Genomic DNA, 17,919 nt, shown 5'->3' with positions numbered 1-17,919 from the left:
GCCACTCGAATCCGAGTTTTTCCATGACCCAGACGAGCTCGTTCGGCAACATCATTCCCACGGTCGCACCACCTCCACGATGACCCTACGGTCGCACCACACCACACACCATGGGGAGAAGTCCCCATCCGCAGACCAGGCCAGACGCCGGTGCTCCCATTCTCCCCACAGGTGCGTGCGGCAGAGCAGCCCCCGCACGGGGGACTGGTCGGGCCATGCTCGATGGGATTGACTGAGCACGCTGGCCGGGGACGGGGTCGGCCTACTGCCGTGCCGCATCGTCAAGCTGCGTGCCGCCCGATGTGCCCGGAGGGGGGTTCCGTGGCCAATCTGACCGACATTCTCATCGTGCGCGGCGTCCTGCCGATCGAACACCTCGACACGCTTCGTCGCGACGAAGACGAGATGGCCGCCGTGCGCGCTCTCGTCGACAGCGGGGTTGTCACCGAACTCCAGTTCGCGTCTGCCCTCGCGGAGAAGCTCCGGTTGCCGTTCGTCGAATTGACGGAGTACGCCGTCGATCGCATGGCGATCTCGCTCGTGCCCGCCGCCGTCTGCCGTCGCTACGGGGTGCTCCCGATCGCGATCGAATCCGACCGCCTGACCCTCGCGATGGTCGACCCCGGCAACGTCTTCGCTCTCGACGACGTGCGCTCGGCGGCACGCATGAACATCACTCCCGTGGTCGCCGAACGCGGCGACCTCCTCGCCGCGATCGACCGCTTCCACCGCGCCGACGGCGAGCTGAGCGACCTCACCTCGGCGATCGAAGAGGACTCGACTCCGGCCGAGACCGAACTCTCGATGGGGGAGACCGCAGACGACGACGCCCCGATCGTGCGGTTCGTGAACCTCATCGTGAGTCAGGCGATCCAAGACCGGGCTTCAGACATCCACATCGAACCGAGCGAGCACGACCTGCGCGTGCGCTATCGCATCGACGGTGTGCTGCACGAGATGCAACGTGCACCCAAATCGATTCAGAACGGTGTGATCTCGAGGCTCAAGATCATGAGCGACATCGACATCTCGGAGCGCCGGCGCCCCCAAGACGGTCGGATGTCGATCCGTCACGCGAGCCGCACGATCGACCTGCGGGTCGCGACCCTGCCGACCGTGTGGGGCGAGAAGATCGTCATGCGCATCCTCGACAACGCCGAGTCGGACATGAAGCTCAGCGACCTCGGTCTGCTCGACTACAACGCCGAAGCGTTCCGGAGCTCGTACACGAAGCCCTACGGCATGATCCTCGTCACGGGCCCGACAGGGTCGGGCAAGTCGACCACGCTCTACACGACGCTCCACACCGTCTCGCGCCCCGAGATCAACGTCATCACGGTCGAAGACCCGGTGGAATACCGGATGCCGGGCATCAACCAGGTGCAAGTGAACCCCAAAGCGGGGCTCACCTTCGCGAGCGCGCTGAGGTCGATCCTGCGATCCGACCCCGACGTCGTGCTGCTCGGTGAGATCCGCGACCACGAGACCGCGCAGATCGCCATCGAGGCGTCACTCACGGGCCACCTCGTGCTCTCGACCCTGCACACCAACGACGCCCCGAGCGCTGTGACGCGACTCACCGAGATGAACATCGAGCCGTTTCTCGTCGGCTCGGCCCTCGACTGTGTCGTCGCGCAGCGACTCGCGCGACGCTTGTGCAGTCGCTGCAAGGGTGCCTACCAGCACGATGCCGGCGAGTTGCTCAACCTCCGGGTCGGGTTCGACCCCGCGGCGCCTCCGCCCGTGCTCTACCGACCGGTCGGATGCACGCACTGCTCCAACACGGGCTACCGCGGGCGCATCGCCATCCACGAGGTCATGCTCGTGACCGAAGACATCGAGCGCCTCGCCGTCGCGAGGGCGTCGAGTGCCGAGATCGGCGCGGTCGCGCGGTCACAGGGGATGCTGACGCTCCGCGAAGACGGCTGGGCCAAGGCCAAGCTCGGGCACACATCGATCGAAGAGATTCTGAGGGTCGTGGCGTGACCACGCGGGGGGAGCACGAATGACGAATCCGATCTACGAGATTCCGGTCACCGGCGGGGGCCAGGGCGACCTGTGGGAGGTGTCGCAGCAGGCGGCGAGGGCTGCCGAGCAGTCGACGGTCGAGCGCGGTGCGCCCACGGTGCCCGCCCCCGGCTCGTTCGCCGAAGCACCGCGCGGCGCGGCGGCTCCGGCGCCGGCTCCTCGGCTCGACCCCGACTACGACCGCCCGACGACACCGTCGACGATCGACCCGGGCGTCGATGCGCCCCGACGCCCCCGCGGCTCGAGTTCGACTCCCGACCCCGACCTGCTGTTCGCGCTCGAAGAGGTGCTGCGACTCAAGGCGTCGGACCTCCACGTGACGGTCAAAGCGCCGCCCATGCTCCGCGTCGACGGCGGGCTCACGCCTCTCCCCGACACCCCGGTGTGGACCCGCGAGAAGGTCACGTCGGCTCTCCGCAGCATCCTGACCCCGGCGCAAGCGGCGACCTTCGACGAGGAGCTCGAGCTCGACTTCGCGTTCACCCTCTCGGTCAACGCGCGATTCCGCGTGAACTTCTACCAGCAGCGCGACGCGATGGGTGCCGCGTTCCGTCTCATCCCCACCGAGATCAAGCAGCTCAAAGATCTGGGTGTTCCGGATGCCGTCGCCCAGTTCGCCGAGCTGCCACGCGGGCTCGTGCTCGTGACGGGCCCGACCGGGTCGGGCAAGTCGACGACGCTCGCGGGGCTCGTCGACCTCGTCAACCGCACGCGGGCCGACCACATCATGACGGTCGAAGATCCGATCGAGTTCTTGCACCAGAACCACAAGTCGGTCGTCAACCAGCGCGAGGTCGGCAACGACACCCACAGTTTCGCAAACGCGCTCAAGCACGTGTTGCGGCAAGACCCCGACGTCATCCTCATCGGCGAGCTCCGCGACCTCGAGACCATCTCGGTGGCGCTCACAGCCGCCGAGACCGGCCACCTCGTGTTCGCGACCCTGCACACGCAATCGGCGTCGCAGACGATCGACCGCGTCATCGACGTGTTCCCTCCCCACCAGCAGGGGCAAGTGCGCACGCAGCTCTCCGCGACGCTGCAGGGGGTCATCTGCCAAACGCTCGTGAAGAAGGCGAGCGGCAAGGGCCGTGTCGTGGCGACCGAGATCATGGTGTCGACACCCGCGATCGCGAACCTCATCCGCGAGGGCAAGACCTTCCAGATCCCTTCGGCGCTTCAGGCCGGGCGCAGCATCGGCATGCAGACCATGGACAACCACCTCGCCGACCTCGTCAACTCGGGAGAGGTGACCCACGAGGCTGCGATCGAGAAGGTGAGCGACACCGCGAGTTTCGCCCAGCTCGTGAGACGGTCGCCGTCGGGCGGCGGTGCGGGCGGCGGCATGGGCGGCTCGTCGCTCGGCTCCGCAGGGTTCAACCACGACCTCGGGGCGGGCTACTGATGACGGTCACCGTCCAGTCGTTCAGCTACAAGGGTCGGGATGCGAGCGGCAAGCTCGTGAAAGGCAAAATTGATGCCGCAAGCGAGAGCGTCGTGGTCTCGCGACTGCGCACGATGGGCCTCACGCCGGTGTCGATCGACGAGGCCGGCACGGGCCTCAACCGGGAGATCTCCCTCGGCGCCTTCGAGAAGCAAGTGGGGCTCAAAGACCTCGCGGTCATGAGTCGTCAACTCGCGACGATGATGTCGGCGGGACTCTCGCTCCTGCGTGCCATCTCCATCCTCGCCGCGCAGACCGAGAACAAGACTCTCGCCAAAACCCTCGTGGCGGTGCGCGGGCAGGTGGAGGGCGGGTCGTCGCTCTCCGAGTCGCTCGGCAAGCACAAGCAGGTCTTCCCGCCGCTCATGGTGCACCTCGTCAAGGCGGGGGAGACCGGCGGTTTCCTCGACCAGGCGCTCGAGTCGGTCGCCGCGACGTTCGAATCCGACGTCAAACTGCGGGCGACCATCAAGTCGGCGCTCACGTATCCCGTGGTCGTGCTCATGATGGCCGTCGTGGCGGTCATCGGCATGCTCATCTTCATCGTGCCCGTGTTCGAGCAGATGTTCGCCGACCTCGGTGGCGAGCTGCCGTTGCCGACCCAGGTTCTCGTCGTGCTCTCGAAGGCGATGGTGTGGCTCGGCCCGCTGCTCGTCGTGCTCATCGTCGCGTTCGTCTTCTGGTGGCGCAAGAACAAGAACACCGATCGGGTGCGCAGCATCGTCGACCCGTGGCGCCTCAAGATGCCCGTCTTCGGCGACCTCTTCAGCAAGGTGGCGATCGCCCGGTTCACGCGCAACTTCGCGACCATGACGGGGTCGGGTGTGCCCGTGCTGCAGTCGCTCGCGATCGTCGGCGACACGTCGGGCAACTGGGTCATCGAGAAGGCCCTGCAGAATGTCGCCGAGTCGGTGCGTTCGGGCAGGACGATCGCCGAACCGCTCGCCGAGGAGCCGATGTTCCCGTCGATGGTCACGCAGATGATCGCCGTCGGCGAGGATTCGGGCGCGCTCGAACAGATGCTGCACAAGATCGCCGACTTCTACGACGACGAGGTGCAGTCGACGACCGAGCAACTCACGGCGCTCATCGAGCCGCTCATGATCGGGGTCATCGGTGTGGTAATCGGCGGCATGATCGTGGCGCTCTACATGCCCGTGTTCTCCATCTTCGAGCAGGTCGGCTGACCCTCCCGCGCGTGTCGCCGGGGCGTACCCCTTCTGGCAACTTCTGTACCCCTCGCAATGGGGGTGCGTTTTCGGCCAAGTCCCCCCGTTCGGGTGATTCCCAGGATGGCGGCCGTAGCGAAACATGGTCTGCGGGGGTCGAAACGACACGGGGGACCTCCTCTCCACTCACTTTGGACGGACAGGAAAACACGCATCATGATCACAGCAATCCACAAGTCGATGGCAGCCAAGCGCGACGCACTCAAGAACGAAGACAAGGGATTCACCCTCATCGAGCTCCTCGTCGTCGTGCTCATCATCGGCATCCTCGCGGCCATCGCGATCCCCGCGTTCCTCGGGCAGCAGAACCAGGCGCGCGACGGCGCAGCGAAGTCCGACCTCGGCAGCGCGAAGGTTGCTCTCGTGTCGTACGCCACGTCGAACAACGGTGAATACACGACGACCGTCGGAGACCTCGACGACTACGGATACGAGGGCACTGAGGGAGTCGAGCTGATCATTGACAGCGCGTCCTCGGATGGGTTCTGCCTCGAAGCAACATCCGAGACTGACACCGTCTTCAGCATCACCGACGACTCGGGCGTCGCCGAAGCAGAATGTGGCGCAGTGGAGCCCGTAACTCCGGAGTGATCTCGTCACATTGGTGACACTCGTGGGGCGCCGCTGACGCGGCGCCCCACTTCACGTTCCACCACCCGACATCCGATCCGAGGGGGCTCAATCGCATGGCTAGCACTGCACACGAGCAAGTCGCCTCAAACGAAGAGGGCATGGGACTCGCGGAGATCGTTGTGGCCATGTTCATCCTCGGCATCCTCGCCCTGGCGTTCCTGCCCCTTCTGGTCCAGGGAATGAAGCTTTCGGTGACCAACGCAACATTGGCGACAGCGACGCAGTACGTGCAGCGCGAGATGGAAGAGGCGGGCCGCGTCGACACCTGCGAGGGTCTGGAGCTGCGGACAGGAACTACCACCACCGACGCCGCGGCAGACGCACGCGGAGTGTCGTACGTCATCGAGACGGTGGCAGAAACAGGTACCTGCTCGATGAGCTACCCCAACACCGTGCGGTTGAGTGTCGAGGTGTCGCGGGCGGACGACGCCGACAGCCTCCTCGCGGAGGCGACGACGTTGATCCTCGTCGTTGCGGCCAACTGATGAACGTGACGCTCGAAGACGGACGCGACCGTGGTCGTGACGCGATGGGTGATGAGCGTGGATTCACTCTCATCGAATTGCTCGTCTACAGCTTGCTGCTCTCCATCGTCGTCACCATCGTGGTGAGTATCTACCTCAGCTCGAACAGGGTGGAGCAGGAAGTCCGCCACTCAACAACGTCGACGACCGAGCTTCAGGTGGCCGTGTCATCCCTCGACTCGGGTGTGCGCAACGCTTCGGCTTTCGAATTGACGACGAGCGGCGCGAATGAATTGCTTCGAGCCCGGACTGCCGGGGGAGAAGAAGTATTGGACTGGCGCTGCACGGCCTGGTATTACGCCCCGGCTGGTGGGGGCAAGCTCTGGCAGCGGAGTTCTGCCGCTGCAATCAGCGATCCGTCGGCGACGGGCACCACCGACGGCTGGACGCTCCTGCTGAGCGGCGTGACGCCGAAAGTCGTGGGAGGCAGAATTTTCGCGGCCTCTAATAGAACCGTGGTGATCGACATGGGGATCACGTCTGAAGACGCCCCGAAATCTTTCATTCGCAGCGAAGTCAGTCAGAGAACACCCGGACAGGATGGTGGAGCGTGCTTTTGAGCATCCGTTCGAACTTCGCTGAGGCGATAACACGGCGCCGCGACGAAGGAGCCGCGCTCGTTGCCGTAATCGGTGTGATGGTGCTCGGTCTCATCGTGACGTCGCTCATCCTCGCCTCGGTCACCAGCGCGGTGGGCTTCACCTCGTTCACTCGCGCCGGTATGCAATCGCAAGCTGCGGCCGAGGCGGGCCTTGCCAAGGCCCAGTCGCAACTCATGACAGGCAACTGCACGGGAGGGACGTACTCCGGGGCCGACCCCGAGTACTCCGTCGTCGTGACCTATCGGGTGACCGACGGCGGCGAGTGGCTTGACGGTTGTCCGACGGTCCAAGCGACAGAGGTGAGACTGAAGTCGTCTGGAACGGCGCAATCGAGCGGTGTGACCAGCGCGGGTAACGATGTCTCGGTAGTCGAAGCGATATTCGCGGTAGAGAAAGAAGAGTCACTCAACGCGTCCGGACCAGCCGTCTATAACCACTCGAGCGGCGTTTCGATGAACGGGTTCACCTTGAACCCGGTGGACGGAAACGTGCCAGGCGTGACGTATAAGAACGGCAACTTCATCTGCGCGGGAAACACCTTCATTAGGGGGAGCGTGACTGTCGACACCGGTGGAGCGACCCTGAGTGGGGACTGTCGGATCGAGGGCGACCTCATCGCTGCAGGTGCGGTCACAATCGAGAGCACGGGCAGTGTCGGGGGGACTGTCATCGCAGCTGGGGTCGCAAGTGGCCTGAGCTTCAAGCAGGACAATCAGGGGTCCACGATTGGTGGCGACGTCATCACCGCGGGCCCCGTTCATGTGAGGGGAACGGTTACTGGCGACATCGTTGCCGGCCCGACCGGAGGCTCGTCTCGCATGACCGGGACGACTCGAATTGGGGGAGACCTCACCGTCGCAGGCACGCTCTACTTGGAGACCTGTGCGTCCTGCACCTCGGCGCAAGTAGTGAGCACGCTCAAGTCCGCCTCGCGCCTCGGCGGGGTGGGCACCTTTGGGCGGACAGGGCTAGTCGTTCCCAGTCGTCCACCTGTGCCTGAGTGGGTTGATTTTGGTTACGACCCGAGCAAGTGGATCGCGTCGGACGGACTTCCCTACGCAGTGATATCGGTTGCGTCGACCGACTGTAACTGGTCGTGGGAGGGAAGCCCGGGAATCGCCAAGCTTCGCCAGGCCCTCGCTTCGCCCAGACCGGTGATATTGGATGCGCGCGCGTGTCAAGTCAGCATGTATTTCCCGGAGAACCCCAAACTCACGAGCGACCTCGTAATCTTCGCGAAAGGCTTCGACGGAGGTTCGAACGTCTGGAGTTCGCGAACGTCAGACTCGAAGAAGCTGTGGTTCATCTCGCCCGACGAGGTGAAGGATGGGAGCCCCCCGGGAACGTGCCCCGGGAGTAACTTCGTCTTCAGTTCGGGCTTCAGAATCTCCACGTCCGTAGCCGCCCTCGTGTACACGCCATGTGTGATTCATAACTCGAGCACGACGTGGCGAGGCCAGATGTACGCGAAGGAAGTTGTCATGCACGGAAGCATCACCCTGAACTATGTGCCCATCGGACTCCCCGGAGTCAACCTCTCTGAAGGAGCCGGCGAAGAGCCCCCTGCCGGGGCATCCACCTACCGGCAGCCGACCTCAGTCCGTGATCTGTCTGATGAGTGACGGCGCAGCATTGTCAATCGAGAGAGTCCAATGAGCGCGAACGTCGTCGGCATCGACATCGGAGCGACGAGCGTGCGCGCCGTCGAAGTGAAGAAGGCCGGAAAAGCGAAGCCGACGATTGTGCGACAGCACGAGATGCCGCTCCCCGAGGGGTCGGTGAGGCGCGGCGAGGTGATCGAGGCATCCGCCGTCACCGAGTCGATCAAGCGACTCTGGTCGACGGGCAAATTCTCGAGCAAGAACGTCGTGATCGGCATGGGTGGGCCGCGTGTTCTCAGTCGCGACCTGCAGATGCCCCGCACCCCGCTCGCGCAGATCCGCGAGGCGCTGCCCTTCCACGTGCAAGACATGCTGCCCGTGCCCGTCGAAGAGACGCTGCTCGACTTCTACCCCATCTCCGAGGCGCAGGACGAGAACGGACCCGTTGTGAGGGGCCTGCTCGTCGCTGCGATCAAGGAGGCGGTCACCTCCAACATCTCCGCGGTCACGGGAGCGGGGCTCACCCCCGTCGGAGTCGACCTCATCCCGTTCGCGCTCGCCCGCAGTCTCGCGCCCGCGACGGTGTCCGGCCTCTCCGCGGTCGTGAGCATCGGCGCAAACACGACCAACGTCGTCATCGTGCTCGACGGCGTGCCGCAGTTCGTGCGCATCATCGCCGCAGGAAGCGACGACACGACACGGGCGCTCGCGAGTCGACTCGAGATCAGCGCCCCGGAAGCCGAAGCAATCAAACGCGAGATGGGCCTCGGCGCCGGCGTGGTGCCGCCCGAGCGCCGACTCGCTCTCGAGATCGTCTACGAGACGGTCGGAGAACTGCTCACGAGCATCCGCAACACGCTCACCTTCTATACGAACACCAAACCCGGCAACCCCCTGCAGCGCATCCTGCTGTCGGGCGGAGGTGCGCAGATGCTCGGTCTCGGCGACGCGCTCACCGAGCTCGCCTCGGTGCCGGTCGAGCGTCCCGACGCGCTCGCCGGTGCACGCACCGACCGCGGTGCGGCGAACAGCGGAGACGGCATGCTCACGGCATACAGCCTGGTCGCGGGGGGAACAGCATGAGCAAGAAGACGAACACCGCCCTCGTGCTCGGGGGAGTGCCGCGCGCAGACCTCCTCCCTCCCGAAGTGCACGCTCGCGCGAAGTCACGGCGCACGAGGCAGATGCTCGCGATCGCCGTCGTGTCGGCGCTCGCCGCGGTCGGGGGAACCTATGCCGCCGCGACCCTGCGAACGGCTTCGGCCCAGATGGAGCTCGCCGCAGAACAGGAGCGCACCGCCCAGCTGCTCGCCGAGCAACTGCTCTACGCCGACGCGACGACGATCGCGGGACTCGTGTCGACCGTGAGCGACGCTCGCACCCTGGCCGTCTCGACCGAGGTGCTGTGGGGAGACCTCACCGACCAGATCGTGAGCTACCTGCCCGACGGCGTGACGCTGTCGTCAGGAACCCTCACCTCGAGAGCGCCGTGGGAGGCAGAACTCGTGCCCGCCGGCCCGCTGCGCTACGCGCACGTCGCCCGAATGAGCATCGTCTTCGAAAGCGCCTCGGTCATCGACGTCACCGACCTCGTGAGGCGGATGTCGGCGCTCACCGGCTTCACCGACGCGACCCCCGACATCCTCACCTACGCCGACGGTGTCTACTCGACGACCATCGCCGTGACCGTCGACGCCGACGCCCTGTCTGGCCGCTTCGGCGCGGATTCCGAAGGCGGGGAGCCCGACGATGCCACGTCTGACGGCGCGGATGCACCTGTCGAGGGCGCTGTCGAGCCCGCGGCCGAAAGCGAGGACGGCGAATGACCGAACGCATTTGGCTCATCGGCGCGTCACTTCTCATCGTTGCGATCGTCGCACTCGGGTGGCTGCTCGGAATCTCGCCCCAGGTCACGGCCGCGGATGAGGCGAGGGCCGAGAAAGAGGGGGTCGAGCAGCAGAACGCTGCTCAAGAGATCGCGCTCATCCAGCTGCGCGACCAGTTCGAGAACATGGACGTGCTCGAAGATCAGCTCTCCGAACTCGAATCGCAGATCCCGCCTCGTCAAGACTTCGATGTGTTCCTCGACGACATCGTGGGCCTCGCGAGTGACGCAGGCGTGGCGCTGACGGGCTTCACGGCCTCCGAAGCGCTCGCCTACGCGAGCGAAGCAGAGGGGGACGCCGCGCCCGCGGACCCCACGGTGGCCGCGACCGGCACGTTCACGATCCCCATCACCATCAGCCTCGAAGGCTCCCCGCAGCAGATCCTCGACTTCACCGCCGCCGTGCAGGAGTCGACGCGGCTTACCCTCGTGACGAACGTCACGTTCTCGAGCGGGGACGGGGCGGCAGGCACCGTCACCGGACACCTCTTCGTTGTGCGTGGTTCGGCGGGCGCGACGGCGATCGACGAGGACGTCGCCAGCGAAACCCCGGCCGACGCCGCGCCCGCCGACTGACGACCCGTGCTCGCCGCATACCTCCTCGTCGTCATCGGGCTCCTCGGGCTCGCGATCGGCTCCTTCCTCAACGTCGTCATCTGGCGTGTTCCCCGCGGCGAATCGCTCAGCCGCCCGCCGAGCGCGTGCCCCCGGTGCGGCCACCGCATCCGCTGGCACGACAACATCCCGGTTCTCGGATGGGTGCTGTTGCGTGGCCGGTGTCGCGACTGCGGCGAACCGATCTCGGTGCGCTACCCGGTCGTCGAGGCGGCCACAGGTGTGCTCTTCGTTCTCGTGGCCCTGCGGTTCGGGCTCGAGACGCCCGGTGTTCTCGCCCTCCCCGCCTACCTCTACTTCGCGGCCGTCTCGGTGGCGCTCGCGCTCATCGACCTCGACACCCGTCGCCTGCCCAACGTCATCGTGCTGCCGTCGTGGGTCGTGGGTGTCGTGCTGCTGGGCGGCGCGAGTGCGCTCGCGGGGGAGTGGGATGCCCTCATCCGCGCCCTCATCGGCGCGGCGGCGCTCTTCGTCTTCTACCTCGTTCTCGCGCTCGCCGTGCCTCGAGGCATGGGTCTCGGCGACGTCAAACTCGCGTTCGTCATCGGCCTCCACCTCGCGTGGATCGGGTGGGACGCCCTCGCGGTCGGGGCCTTCGGCGCCTTCCTCCTCGGCGGCCTCTTCTCGCTCGGGCTCCTCGCGAGCGGGCGCGCCGGCCGCAAGTCGGGAATCCCGTTCGGCCCCTGGATGATCCTGGGAGCGTTCCTCGGAATCTTCTTCGGCAGACCGCTCGCATCCGGATATCTCGCTCTCGTCGGACTCGCCTAGCGCAGCCACGGCCCAAACGGGTGCCCGTTGCTAGGGTGAAGTCGGCGACGGACCAGCCGCCGAGACTTTTCCTGAGGAGTGCCCCCGTGAGTGAATTCGACGACAAGCGCCCCGAAGACGGCCCACCCCCGCTCGTGCCGCCGCCCGTGCGGTCGAACGACAGCACCGCGACCACCAACGACACGACGTCGACCGACGCCACCCCCGCGAGCAGCGACACGCCGCTCTTCGTCGAGCCGGGAGACACCCCGGCGCCTGCCACAGATGACGCCCCCGCACGCGACACGACCGCAGACGACAGCGCCGCGCAGGATGCCGCGGCGACCGATGCGGCCGCACACGACAGTGCCGTCAACCAGACCGCCGCGAACGAGGCCGCGGTGACCGAGACGGCCGCCTACGACACCACGGCATACGACGAGTCGGCGACGACCGCGGCCACGGCATCCGCCCCCGAGGCCACGCCGGTCTCTGAGACCACGCCGGTGTCTGCGGCGACGCCACCGCCCGTCGCCGTGCCCGTCGCGGCCAGCGCGCCCGCACCGGTCGCGCGCGATCAGCAGCCCGACTACTCCGCTCAGCCCGCCGCTGCGCAGCAGCCGAACCCCTACGCGCAGCAGCCGAACCCCTACGCTCAGCAGCCACCGCAGAGCAACCCCTACGCTCAGCAGCAGCAGCAGCAGCCGCCGCAGCGCTCGTTCATCCCACCGCCCGTCGAGCCGAAGAAGAAGGGCAACCGCGGCCTCGGTTCGCTCATCGCGGTGCTCTCGGTCGTGATCTTCGCGGCCATCTACGTGGCTGTCACGATGCTCATCGTCGCCGTGACCGCACCGCAGCAGTCGGTCACCGAGGCGCTCACGCTCTTCCTCGTCGAGCCTCTGTTCTACGTTCCCGTTCTCTTCTTCGTGGTCGGGTTCGTCATCGTCGTTCTCCTCGTCAACCGCGCGAGCTGGTGGGCTTTCGTGCTCGGCAGCCTCTTCGTCGGCGCCCTCGTCTACTTCGGCACCATCGGGGTTCAGCTGCTGCTCGACAATGTGCTCGAAGACACTCCGGCGCAGGCATCCGCTCGGTTCGTCGGTTACGCCGTCAACCCCTATGTGATCGCCGCGGGGCTCGTCGCTCGCGAGGTCTCGATGTGGATCGGTGCGGCCATCAGCTCGCGCGGACGCCGCGTCAAGGCCAAGAACATCGAGGCGCGCAACGAATACGAGCGTGCCGCCGCCCAGCACCGGGCGGAGTATGAGCGCGGCTACGCCTCCGCCTGACGACCGTCGGCCGGGCGGCCCGGAATCCCCGATCCCCGCCCGCCCGATCCTCACCGTCATGGCGGTCGTGCTCACCGCCGCACTCCTCGTGTTCGTCTACGGCTTCGAGAGCCTGATCTTCGATCGCGACGTGATCACCCAGGCGGATGCGGGCACGCTCACCGGGCCACTCATGTTCGTCGCGGTGCTCGCCGTCGTGGCACGCGCCGTCGGCGCACCGCGCGCACAGTCGATCCGAACCCGCGCGATCGGCGCGGGAGTCGCGGCCGTGCTCATCGGACCCGCCGTCGGAGCGATCGTCTACTCGCTCGTGCGCACCCAGATCGCCGTCATTCCGGTGTTCTTCGCCAACTACGTCGTGAGTCCATTCGTGCTGTCGTCGGGTGTCGTCGCCGGCCTCGTCGTCCTCGTCGCGGGCCACCTCGACGCCCGTCGCTGACGAGGCTCGAGACACCGCCGACATTTGACCGTCCCGAGTCGACGGGCTACAGTTGGCAGAGGTGTGTTCTGTCGTGCGCCCGCACCGTCGAAAGACGGAGAAGCGCACGGGATCCACTGATCGATGTTGGGCCCGCTGCTCCACGAGGAGCAGGAGCCCCCACGGCATACCCACCATTCACGCCGCTCGACCCTCTCGCGAGAGAAGGTGCCGAGAGCGAGGTGGGTCCATCTGAACTCGACTCACCCGGTGACGGGCACGGTCGAATGCAAGCAACACCTGTCACCGTGCAGTCATCACAAGGAGTAATCAGTGCCAACTATTCAGCAGTTGGTCCGGAAGGGCCGCAGCCCCAAGGTCGTCAAGACCAAGGCGCCCGCCCTCAAGGCCAACCCCCAGCAGCGCGGCGTGTGCACCCGCGTCTACACGACCACCCCGAAGAAGCCGAACTCGGCTCTGCGCAAGGTCGCCCGAGTCAAGCTCAGCAACGGCACCGAGGTCACCGCCTACATCCCCGGTGAGGGCCACAACCTCCAGGAGCACTCGATGGTGCTCGTGCGTGGCGGTCGAGTCAAAGACCTCCCCGGTGTGCGCTACAAGATCGTGCGCGGCGCGCTCGACACCCAAGCAGTCAAAAACCGCAAGCAGGCTCGCAGCCGCTACGGAGCGAAAATGGACAAGAAGTAATGCCTCGTAAAGGACCAGCACCGAAGCGTCCCGTCATCGCGGACCCGGTCTACGGAGCCCCCATCGTCAGCCAGCTCGTCAACAAGATCCTTCTTGACGGCAAGAAAGGCCTCGCCGAGAAGATCGTCTACGACGCTCTCGCCGGAGTCTCCTCGAAGAACGGTGCGGATGCCGTCGTCACGCTCAAGAAGGCGCTCGACAACGTCCGTCCGACCATCGAGGTCAAGAGCCGCCGCGTCGGTGGCTCGACCTATCAGGTGCCCGTCGAGGTCAAGCCGCACCGCGCGAACACTCTCGCGCTTCGCTGGTTGACCACGTACGCGAAGGGTCGTCGTGAGAAGACGATGACCGAGCGCCTCACCAACGAGATCCTCGACGCGTCCAACGGCCTCGGTGCCGCGGTCAAGCGTCGTGAAGACACTCACAAGATGGCCGAATCCAACAAGGCCTTCGCGCACTACCGCTGGTAACTATCGCGCTCACCGCGTCGGTCGGCTTCGAGGTGACTCGGGCCGACCGGCGCGGAAGTGTGGCAGTCCAGACATCCAGATCCACAACTTTTCGGAGGAACTCCGTGGCACAAGACGTGCTCACCGACCTGAACAAGGTCCGCAACATCGGCATCATGGCTCACATCGATGCCGGTAAGACCACAACCACCGAGCGAATCCTGTTCTACACGGGTATCACTCACAAGATCGGTGAAGTCCACGACGGCGCAGCCACGATGGACTGGATGGCGCAAGAGCAAGAGCGCGGCATCACCATCACGTCCGCCGCCACGACCTGTTTCTGGAACAAGAACCAGATCAACATCATCGACACCCCGGGCCACGTCGACTTCACGGTCGAGGTCGAGCGCTCGCTTCGCGTGCTCGACGGTGCGGTCGCCGTGTTCGACGGCAAGGAGGGCGTCGAGCCCCAGTCCGAGACCGTCTGGCGCCAGGCCGACAAGTACGACGTTCCCCGCATCTGTTTCGTCAACAAGATGGACAAGCTCGGAGCCGACTTCTACTACACGGTCGACACGATCGTGAAGCGCCTCGGCGCGAAGCCCCTCGTCATCCAGCTTCCGATCGGATACGAGAGCTCGTTCGAGGGCATCGTCGACCTCGTCGAGATGCGCGCCCTCACGTGGCGCGGCGACTCGAAGGGTGACGTCGCGCTCGGCGCGAAGTACGAGATCGAGGAGATCCCCGCCGACCTCGTCGAGAAGGCCAACGAGTACCGCGCGCAGCTCATTGAGGTCGTCGCCGAAACCGATGACGCGCTCCTCGAGCGCTTCATGGAGGGTGACACCGACTTCACGGTCGCCGAGATCAAAGCTGCGATCCGCAAGCTCACCATCTCGAGCCAGATCTACCCCGTGCTCTGCGGTTCGGCGTTCAAGAACCGCGGCGTGCAGCCGATGCTCGACGCCGTCGTGGACTACCTTCCGACCCCGCTCGACGTGCCCGCTGTCGAAGGACACGACGTGCGCGACGAGACTGTCGTCATCGAACGTCACCCCGACCCGAAAGACCCGTTCGCGGCTCTCGCGTTCAAGGTCGCGGTTCACCCGTTCTTCGGTCGCCTCACCTACATCCGCGTCTACTCCGGCACCATCGAGAGCGGATCGGGCGTGATGAACTCCACGAAGGGCAAGAAGGAGCGCATCGGCAAGATCTTCCAGATGCACGCCAACAAGGAGAACCCGGTCGAGAGCGTCACCGCCGGTCACATCTACGCGGTCATCGGCCTCAAAGACACGACCACGGGAGACACCCTCTCTGACTCGTCAGCTCAGGTCGTTCTCGAGTCGATGACGTTCCCCGAGCCCGTCATCGAGGTCGCGATCGAGCCGAAGACGAAAGCCGACCAGGAGAAGCTGGGTGTCGCCATCCAGAAGCTCGCTGAAGAGGACCCCACGTTCCGCACCGAGCAGAACCAGGACACCGGTCAGACGGTCATCAAGGGAATGGGCGAGCTCCACCTCGACATCCTCGTCGATCGCATGAAGCGCGAGTTCAACGTCGAGGCCAACGTCGGTAAGCCCCAGGTGGCCTACCGCGAGACGATCCGCCGCATCGTTGCGAAGCACGACTACACGCACAAGAAGCAGACCGGTGGTTCGGGTCAGTTCGCGAAGGTCCAGATCTCGCTCGAGCCTCTCGAGGTCACGGCAGACACGATCTACGAGTTCGACAACAAGGTCACCGGTGGCCGCATCCCTCGCGAGTACATCCCGTCGGTCGACGCCGGAATCCAAGACGCCCTCCAGGTCGGTATTCTCGCCGGATACCCCATGGTCGGTGTCAAGGCGATCCTGCTCGATGGTGCTGCGCACGACGTCGACTCCTCGGAGATGGCGTTCAAGATCGCTGGTTCGATGGCGTTCAAGGAAGCGGCCCGCAAGGCCGATCCCGTGCTCCTCGAGCCGCTCATGGCCGTCGAGGTCCGCACGCCCGAGGAATACATGGGCGACGTCATCGGCGACCTGAACTCGCGTCGTGGACAGATCCAGTCGATGGAGGATGCCACGGGCGTCAAGGTCGTCAAGGCGAACGTCCCGCTGTCGGAGATGTTCGGCTACGTCGGAGACCTCCGGTCGAAGACCTCTGGTCGCGCCGTCTACTCGATGAGCTTCGACAGCTACTCGGAGGTGCCGCGCGCGGTCGCCGACGAGATCGTGCAGAAGAACAAGGGCGAATAGCTTCGCTATTCGCGGTCTGAGCTCCGGTGCTTGCGCCGGCGCGAAGATCGGCTGCGAGCGGCACGCGGTATGCGAGCCGCTCGCAGGCCGCCGGACAGACGATCCGGTGGCCCCCAATTCAAACTAAAAACGCACTTCTAGTAACATGAACATCACCCCAAAATCCCCGTAAGACGAGCGATCGAAATCCTTCGGTCGTGTGCTCTTACAACGAAGTCCTGAGGAGGACCCATTGGCGAAGGCAAAGTTCGAGCGGACTAAGCCGCACGTCAACATCGGCACCATTGGTCACGTCGACCACGGTAAGACCACGTTGACCGCGGCTATCACCAAGGTGCTGCATGACAAGTACCCCAATCTCAACACTGCTTCGGCGTTCGATCAGATCGACAACTCGCCCGAAGAGAAGCAGCGTGGAATCACGATCAACATCTCGCACGTCGAGTACCAGACGGAGAAGCGTCACTACGCTCACGTCGACGCCCCCGGCCACGCGGACTACATCAAGAACATGATCACGGGTGCTGCGCAGATGGACGGCGCGATCCTCGTGGTTGCGGCGACCGACGGCCCTATGCCCCAGACGCGTGAGCACGTGCTGCTCGCTCGCCAGGTCGGCGTGCCCTACATCGTCGTTGCTCTCAACAAGACCGACATGGTCGACGACGAGGAGATCCTCGAGCTCGTCGAGATCGAGGTTCGCGAGCTGCTCTCGAGCCAGGACTTCGATGGCGACAACGCCCCCGTCGTTCAGGTTTCGGCGCTCAAGGCCCTCGAGGGTGACGCCAAGTGGGCGGACACCGTCGCCGACCTCATGGACAAGGTCGACGAGTTCGTTCCCGAGCCCGTCCGCGAGACCGAGAAGCCCTTCCTCATGCCCGTCGAGGACGTCTTCACGATCACCGGTCGTGGAACCGTCATCACCGGTCGTGTCGAGCGTGGAATCCTCCACCCGAACGACGAGGTCGAGATCGTCGGAATCAAGGAGAAGTCGTCGAAGACGACCGTCACCGCGATCGAGATGTTCCGCAAGACCCTCGACGACGCCCGCGCCGGAGAGAACGTCGGTCTCCTGCTCCGTGGAACGAAGCGTGAAGACGTCGAGCGCGGTCAGGTCGTCGTCAAGCCCGGTTCGGTCACGCCGCACACCGAGTTCGAGGCGAACGCCTACATCCTCTCGAAGGATGAGGGTGGCCGTCACAACCCGTTCTACGCGAACTACCGTCCGCAGTTCTACTTCCGCACCACGGACGTCACGGGTGTCATCACGCTGCCCGAGGGCACCGAGATGGTCATGCCCGGTGACACCACCGAGATGACGGTCAACTTGATCCAGCCGATCGCCATGGAGGAGGGCCTCCGCTTCGCTATCCGCGAGGGTGGCCGCACCGTCGGTGCTGGCACGGTCGTCAAGATCCTCAAGTAGTACCTGCTCCACCGCTAGCGGGGTCGGCTCTTCGGAGCCGGCCCCGCTTTCGTTTTGCCGTGAGATCCGCTCGTGTCGCGT

17 protein-coding genes are annotated in these 17,919 nt (G+C 65.3%); all 17 read left to right on the top strand.

The window, feature by feature from the left end; all coding sequences use genetic code 11:
* Positions 1 to 321: 321 nt before the first annotated feature.
* The 17 genes from ACLHG5_RS13160 (at position 322) to tuf (ending at position 17,838) form a co-directional block, all read left to right on the top strand.
* Positions 322 to 1,986 (top strand): GspE/PulE family protein, encoded by a 1,665-nt coding sequence (locus tag ACLHG5_RS13160; RefSeq protein WP_411319091.1) that lies wholly within the window; start codon positions 322 to 324, stop codon positions 1,984 to 1,986.
* A 19-nt stretch (positions 1,987 to 2,005) separates the two neighbouring features.
* Complete coding sequence (locus ACLHG5_RS13155; RefSeq protein ID WP_411319090.1) at positions 2,006 to 3,433, top strand: type IV pilus twitching motility protein PilT; 1,428 nt, start codon at positions 2,006 to 2,008, stop codon at positions 3,431 to 3,433.
* Positions 3,433 to 4,659 (top strand): type II secretion system F family protein, encoded by a 1,227-nt coding sequence (locus tag ACLHG5_RS13150; protein WP_411317295.1) that lies wholly within the window; start codon positions 3,433 to 3,435, stop codon positions 4,657 to 4,659. Before ACLHG5_RS13155 ends, ACLHG5_RS13150 begins: the two co-directional genes overlap by 1 nt.
* Before the next feature lie 198 nt (positions 4,660 to 4,857).
* Complete coding sequence (locus ACLHG5_RS13145; RefSeq protein ID WP_411319089.1) at positions 4,858 to 5,292, top strand: type IV pilin protein; 435 nt, start codon at positions 4,858 to 4,860, stop codon at positions 5,290 to 5,292.
* Positions 5,293 to 5,453: 161 nt separating this feature from the next.
* Entirely contained in the window at positions 5,454 to 5,819 is a 366-nt protein-coding gene (locus ACLHG5_RS13140) for a hypothetical protein (RefSeq protein WP_411319088.1), read from the top strand.
* Entirely contained in the window at positions 5,819 to 6,418 is a 600-nt protein-coding gene (locus tag ACLHG5_RS13135) for a PilW family protein (RefSeq protein WP_411319087.1), read from the top strand. The genes ACLHG5_RS13140 and ACLHG5_RS13135 overlap by 1 nt, the downstream gene beginning before the upstream one ends.
* Positions 6,409 to 8,082, top strand: coding sequence for a hypothetical protein (locus ACLHG5_RS13130; RefSeq protein ID WP_411319086.1), 1,674 nt, complete (start codon positions 6,409 to 6,411; stop codon positions 8,080 to 8,082). Before ACLHG5_RS13135 ends, ACLHG5_RS13130 begins: the two co-directional genes overlap by 10 nt.
* 30 nt (positions 8,083 to 8,112) lie before the next feature.
* Entirely contained in the window at positions 8,113 to 9,144 is a 1,032-nt protein-coding gene (pilM, locus tag ACLHG5_RS13125) for a type IV pilus assembly protein PilM (protein ID WP_411319085.1), read from the top strand.
* Positions 9,141 to 9,887, top strand: a complete 747-nt coding sequence (locus ACLHG5_RS13120; protein WP_411319084.1) for a hypothetical protein — start codon at positions 9,141 to 9,143, stop codon at positions 9,885 to 9,887. Before pilM ends, ACLHG5_RS13120 begins: the two co-directional genes overlap by 4 nt.
* A complete protein-coding gene (locus tag ACLHG5_RS13115; RefSeq protein ID WP_411319083.1) occupies positions 9,884 to 10,522 on the top strand; it encodes a type 4a pilus biogenesis protein PilO in 639 nt (212 codons plus the stop codon). The genes ACLHG5_RS13120 and ACLHG5_RS13115 overlap by 4 nt, the downstream gene beginning before the upstream one ends.
* A gap of 6 nt (positions 10,523 to 10,528) precedes the next feature.
* Positions 10,529 to 11,329 (top strand): prepilin peptidase, encoded by an 801-nt coding sequence (locus ACLHG5_RS13110; protein ID WP_411319082.1) that lies wholly within the window; start codon positions 10,529 to 10,531, stop codon positions 11,327 to 11,329.
* Positions 11,330 to 11,415: 86 nt separating this feature from the next.
* Positions 11,416 to 12,594 carry a hypothetical protein gene (locus ACLHG5_RS13105; RefSeq protein WP_411319081.1) on the top strand — a complete coding sequence of 393 codons (1,179 nt, stop codon included), beginning with the start codon at positions 11,416 to 11,418 and terminating at the stop codon, positions 12,592 to 12,594.
* Positions 12,569 to 13,033 (top strand): DUF6121 family protein, encoded by a 465-nt coding sequence (locus ACLHG5_RS13100; protein WP_411317305.1) that lies wholly within the window; start codon positions 12,569 to 12,571, stop codon positions 13,031 to 13,033. The genes ACLHG5_RS13105 and ACLHG5_RS13100 overlap by 26 nt, the downstream gene beginning before the upstream one ends.
* Positions 13,034 to 13,345: 312 nt before the next feature.
* Positions 13,346 to 13,720, top strand: a complete 375-nt coding sequence (gene rpsL, locus ACLHG5_RS13095; RefSeq protein ID WP_325517316.1) for a 30S ribosomal protein S12 — start codon at positions 13,346 to 13,348, stop codon at positions 13,718 to 13,720.
* On the top strand, positions 13,720 to 14,190 hold the full coding sequence (gene rpsG / locus ACLHG5_RS13090) for a 30S ribosomal protein S7 (RefSeq protein ID WP_411317306.1): 471 nt from the start codon (positions 13,720 to 13,722) through the stop codon (positions 14,188 to 14,190). The genes rpsL and rpsG overlap by 1 nt, the downstream gene beginning before the upstream one ends.
* Before the next feature lie 104 nt (positions 14,191 to 14,294).
* A complete protein-coding gene (fusA, locus tag ACLHG5_RS13085) occupies positions 14,295 to 16,412 on the top strand; it encodes an elongation factor G (RefSeq protein ID WP_411317307.1) in 2,118 nt (705 codons plus the stop codon).
* A gap of 232 nt (positions 16,413 to 16,644) precedes the next feature.
* Entirely contained in the window at positions 16,645 to 17,838 is a 1,194-nt protein-coding gene (tuf, locus tag ACLHG5_RS13080; RefSeq protein WP_411317308.1) for an elongation factor Tu, read from the top strand.
* The last annotated feature ends 81 nt before the right edge of the window (positions 17,839 to 17,919 follow it).

The organism is Marisediminicola sp. LYQ85 (assembly GCF_046600695.1).
Taxonomy (GTDB): domain Bacteria; phylum Actinomycetota; class Actinomycetes; order Actinomycetales; family Microbacteriaceae; genus Marisediminicola.
The sequence above is the reverse complement of the archived record's forward strand: the minus strand, read 5'-3'. Positions and strand labels throughout refer to the sequence as shown.

Coding starts and splice junctions, on each gene's coding strand:
- ACLHG5_RS13115 (WP_411319083.1), top strand. CDS start 9,884: ATGACCGAACGCATTTGGCTCATCGGCGCGTCACTTCTCATCGTTGCG.
- ACLHG5_RS13135 (WP_411319087.1), top strand. CDS start 5,819: ATGAACGTGACGCTCGAAGACGGACGCGACCGTGGTCGTGACGCGATG.
- ACLHG5_RS13155 (WP_411319090.1), top strand. CDS start 2,006: ATGACGAATCCGATCTACGAGATTCCGGTCACCGGCGGGGGCCAGGGC.
- ACLHG5_RS13120 (WP_411319084.1), top strand. CDS start 9,141: ATGAGCAAGAAGACGAACACCGCCCTCGTGCTCGGGGGAGTGCCGCGC.
- ACLHG5_RS13145 (WP_411319089.1), top strand. CDS start 4,858: ATGATCACAGCAATCCACAAGTCGATGGCAGCCAAGCGCGACGCACTC.
- ACLHG5_RS13100 (WP_411317305.1), top strand. CDS start 12,569: ATGAGCGCGGCTACGCCTCCGCCTGACGACCGTCGGCCGGGCGGCCCG.
- pilM (WP_411319085.1), top strand. CDS start 8,113: ATGAGCGCGAACGTCGTCGGCATCGACATCGGAGCGACGAGCGTGCGC.
- rpsG (WP_411317306.1), top strand. CDS start 13,720: ATGCCTCGTAAAGGACCAGCACCGAAGCGTCCCGTCATCGCGGACCCG.
- ACLHG5_RS13150 (WP_411317295.1), top strand. CDS start 3,433: ATGACGGTCACCGTCCAGTCGTTCAGCTACAAGGGTCGGGATGCGAGC.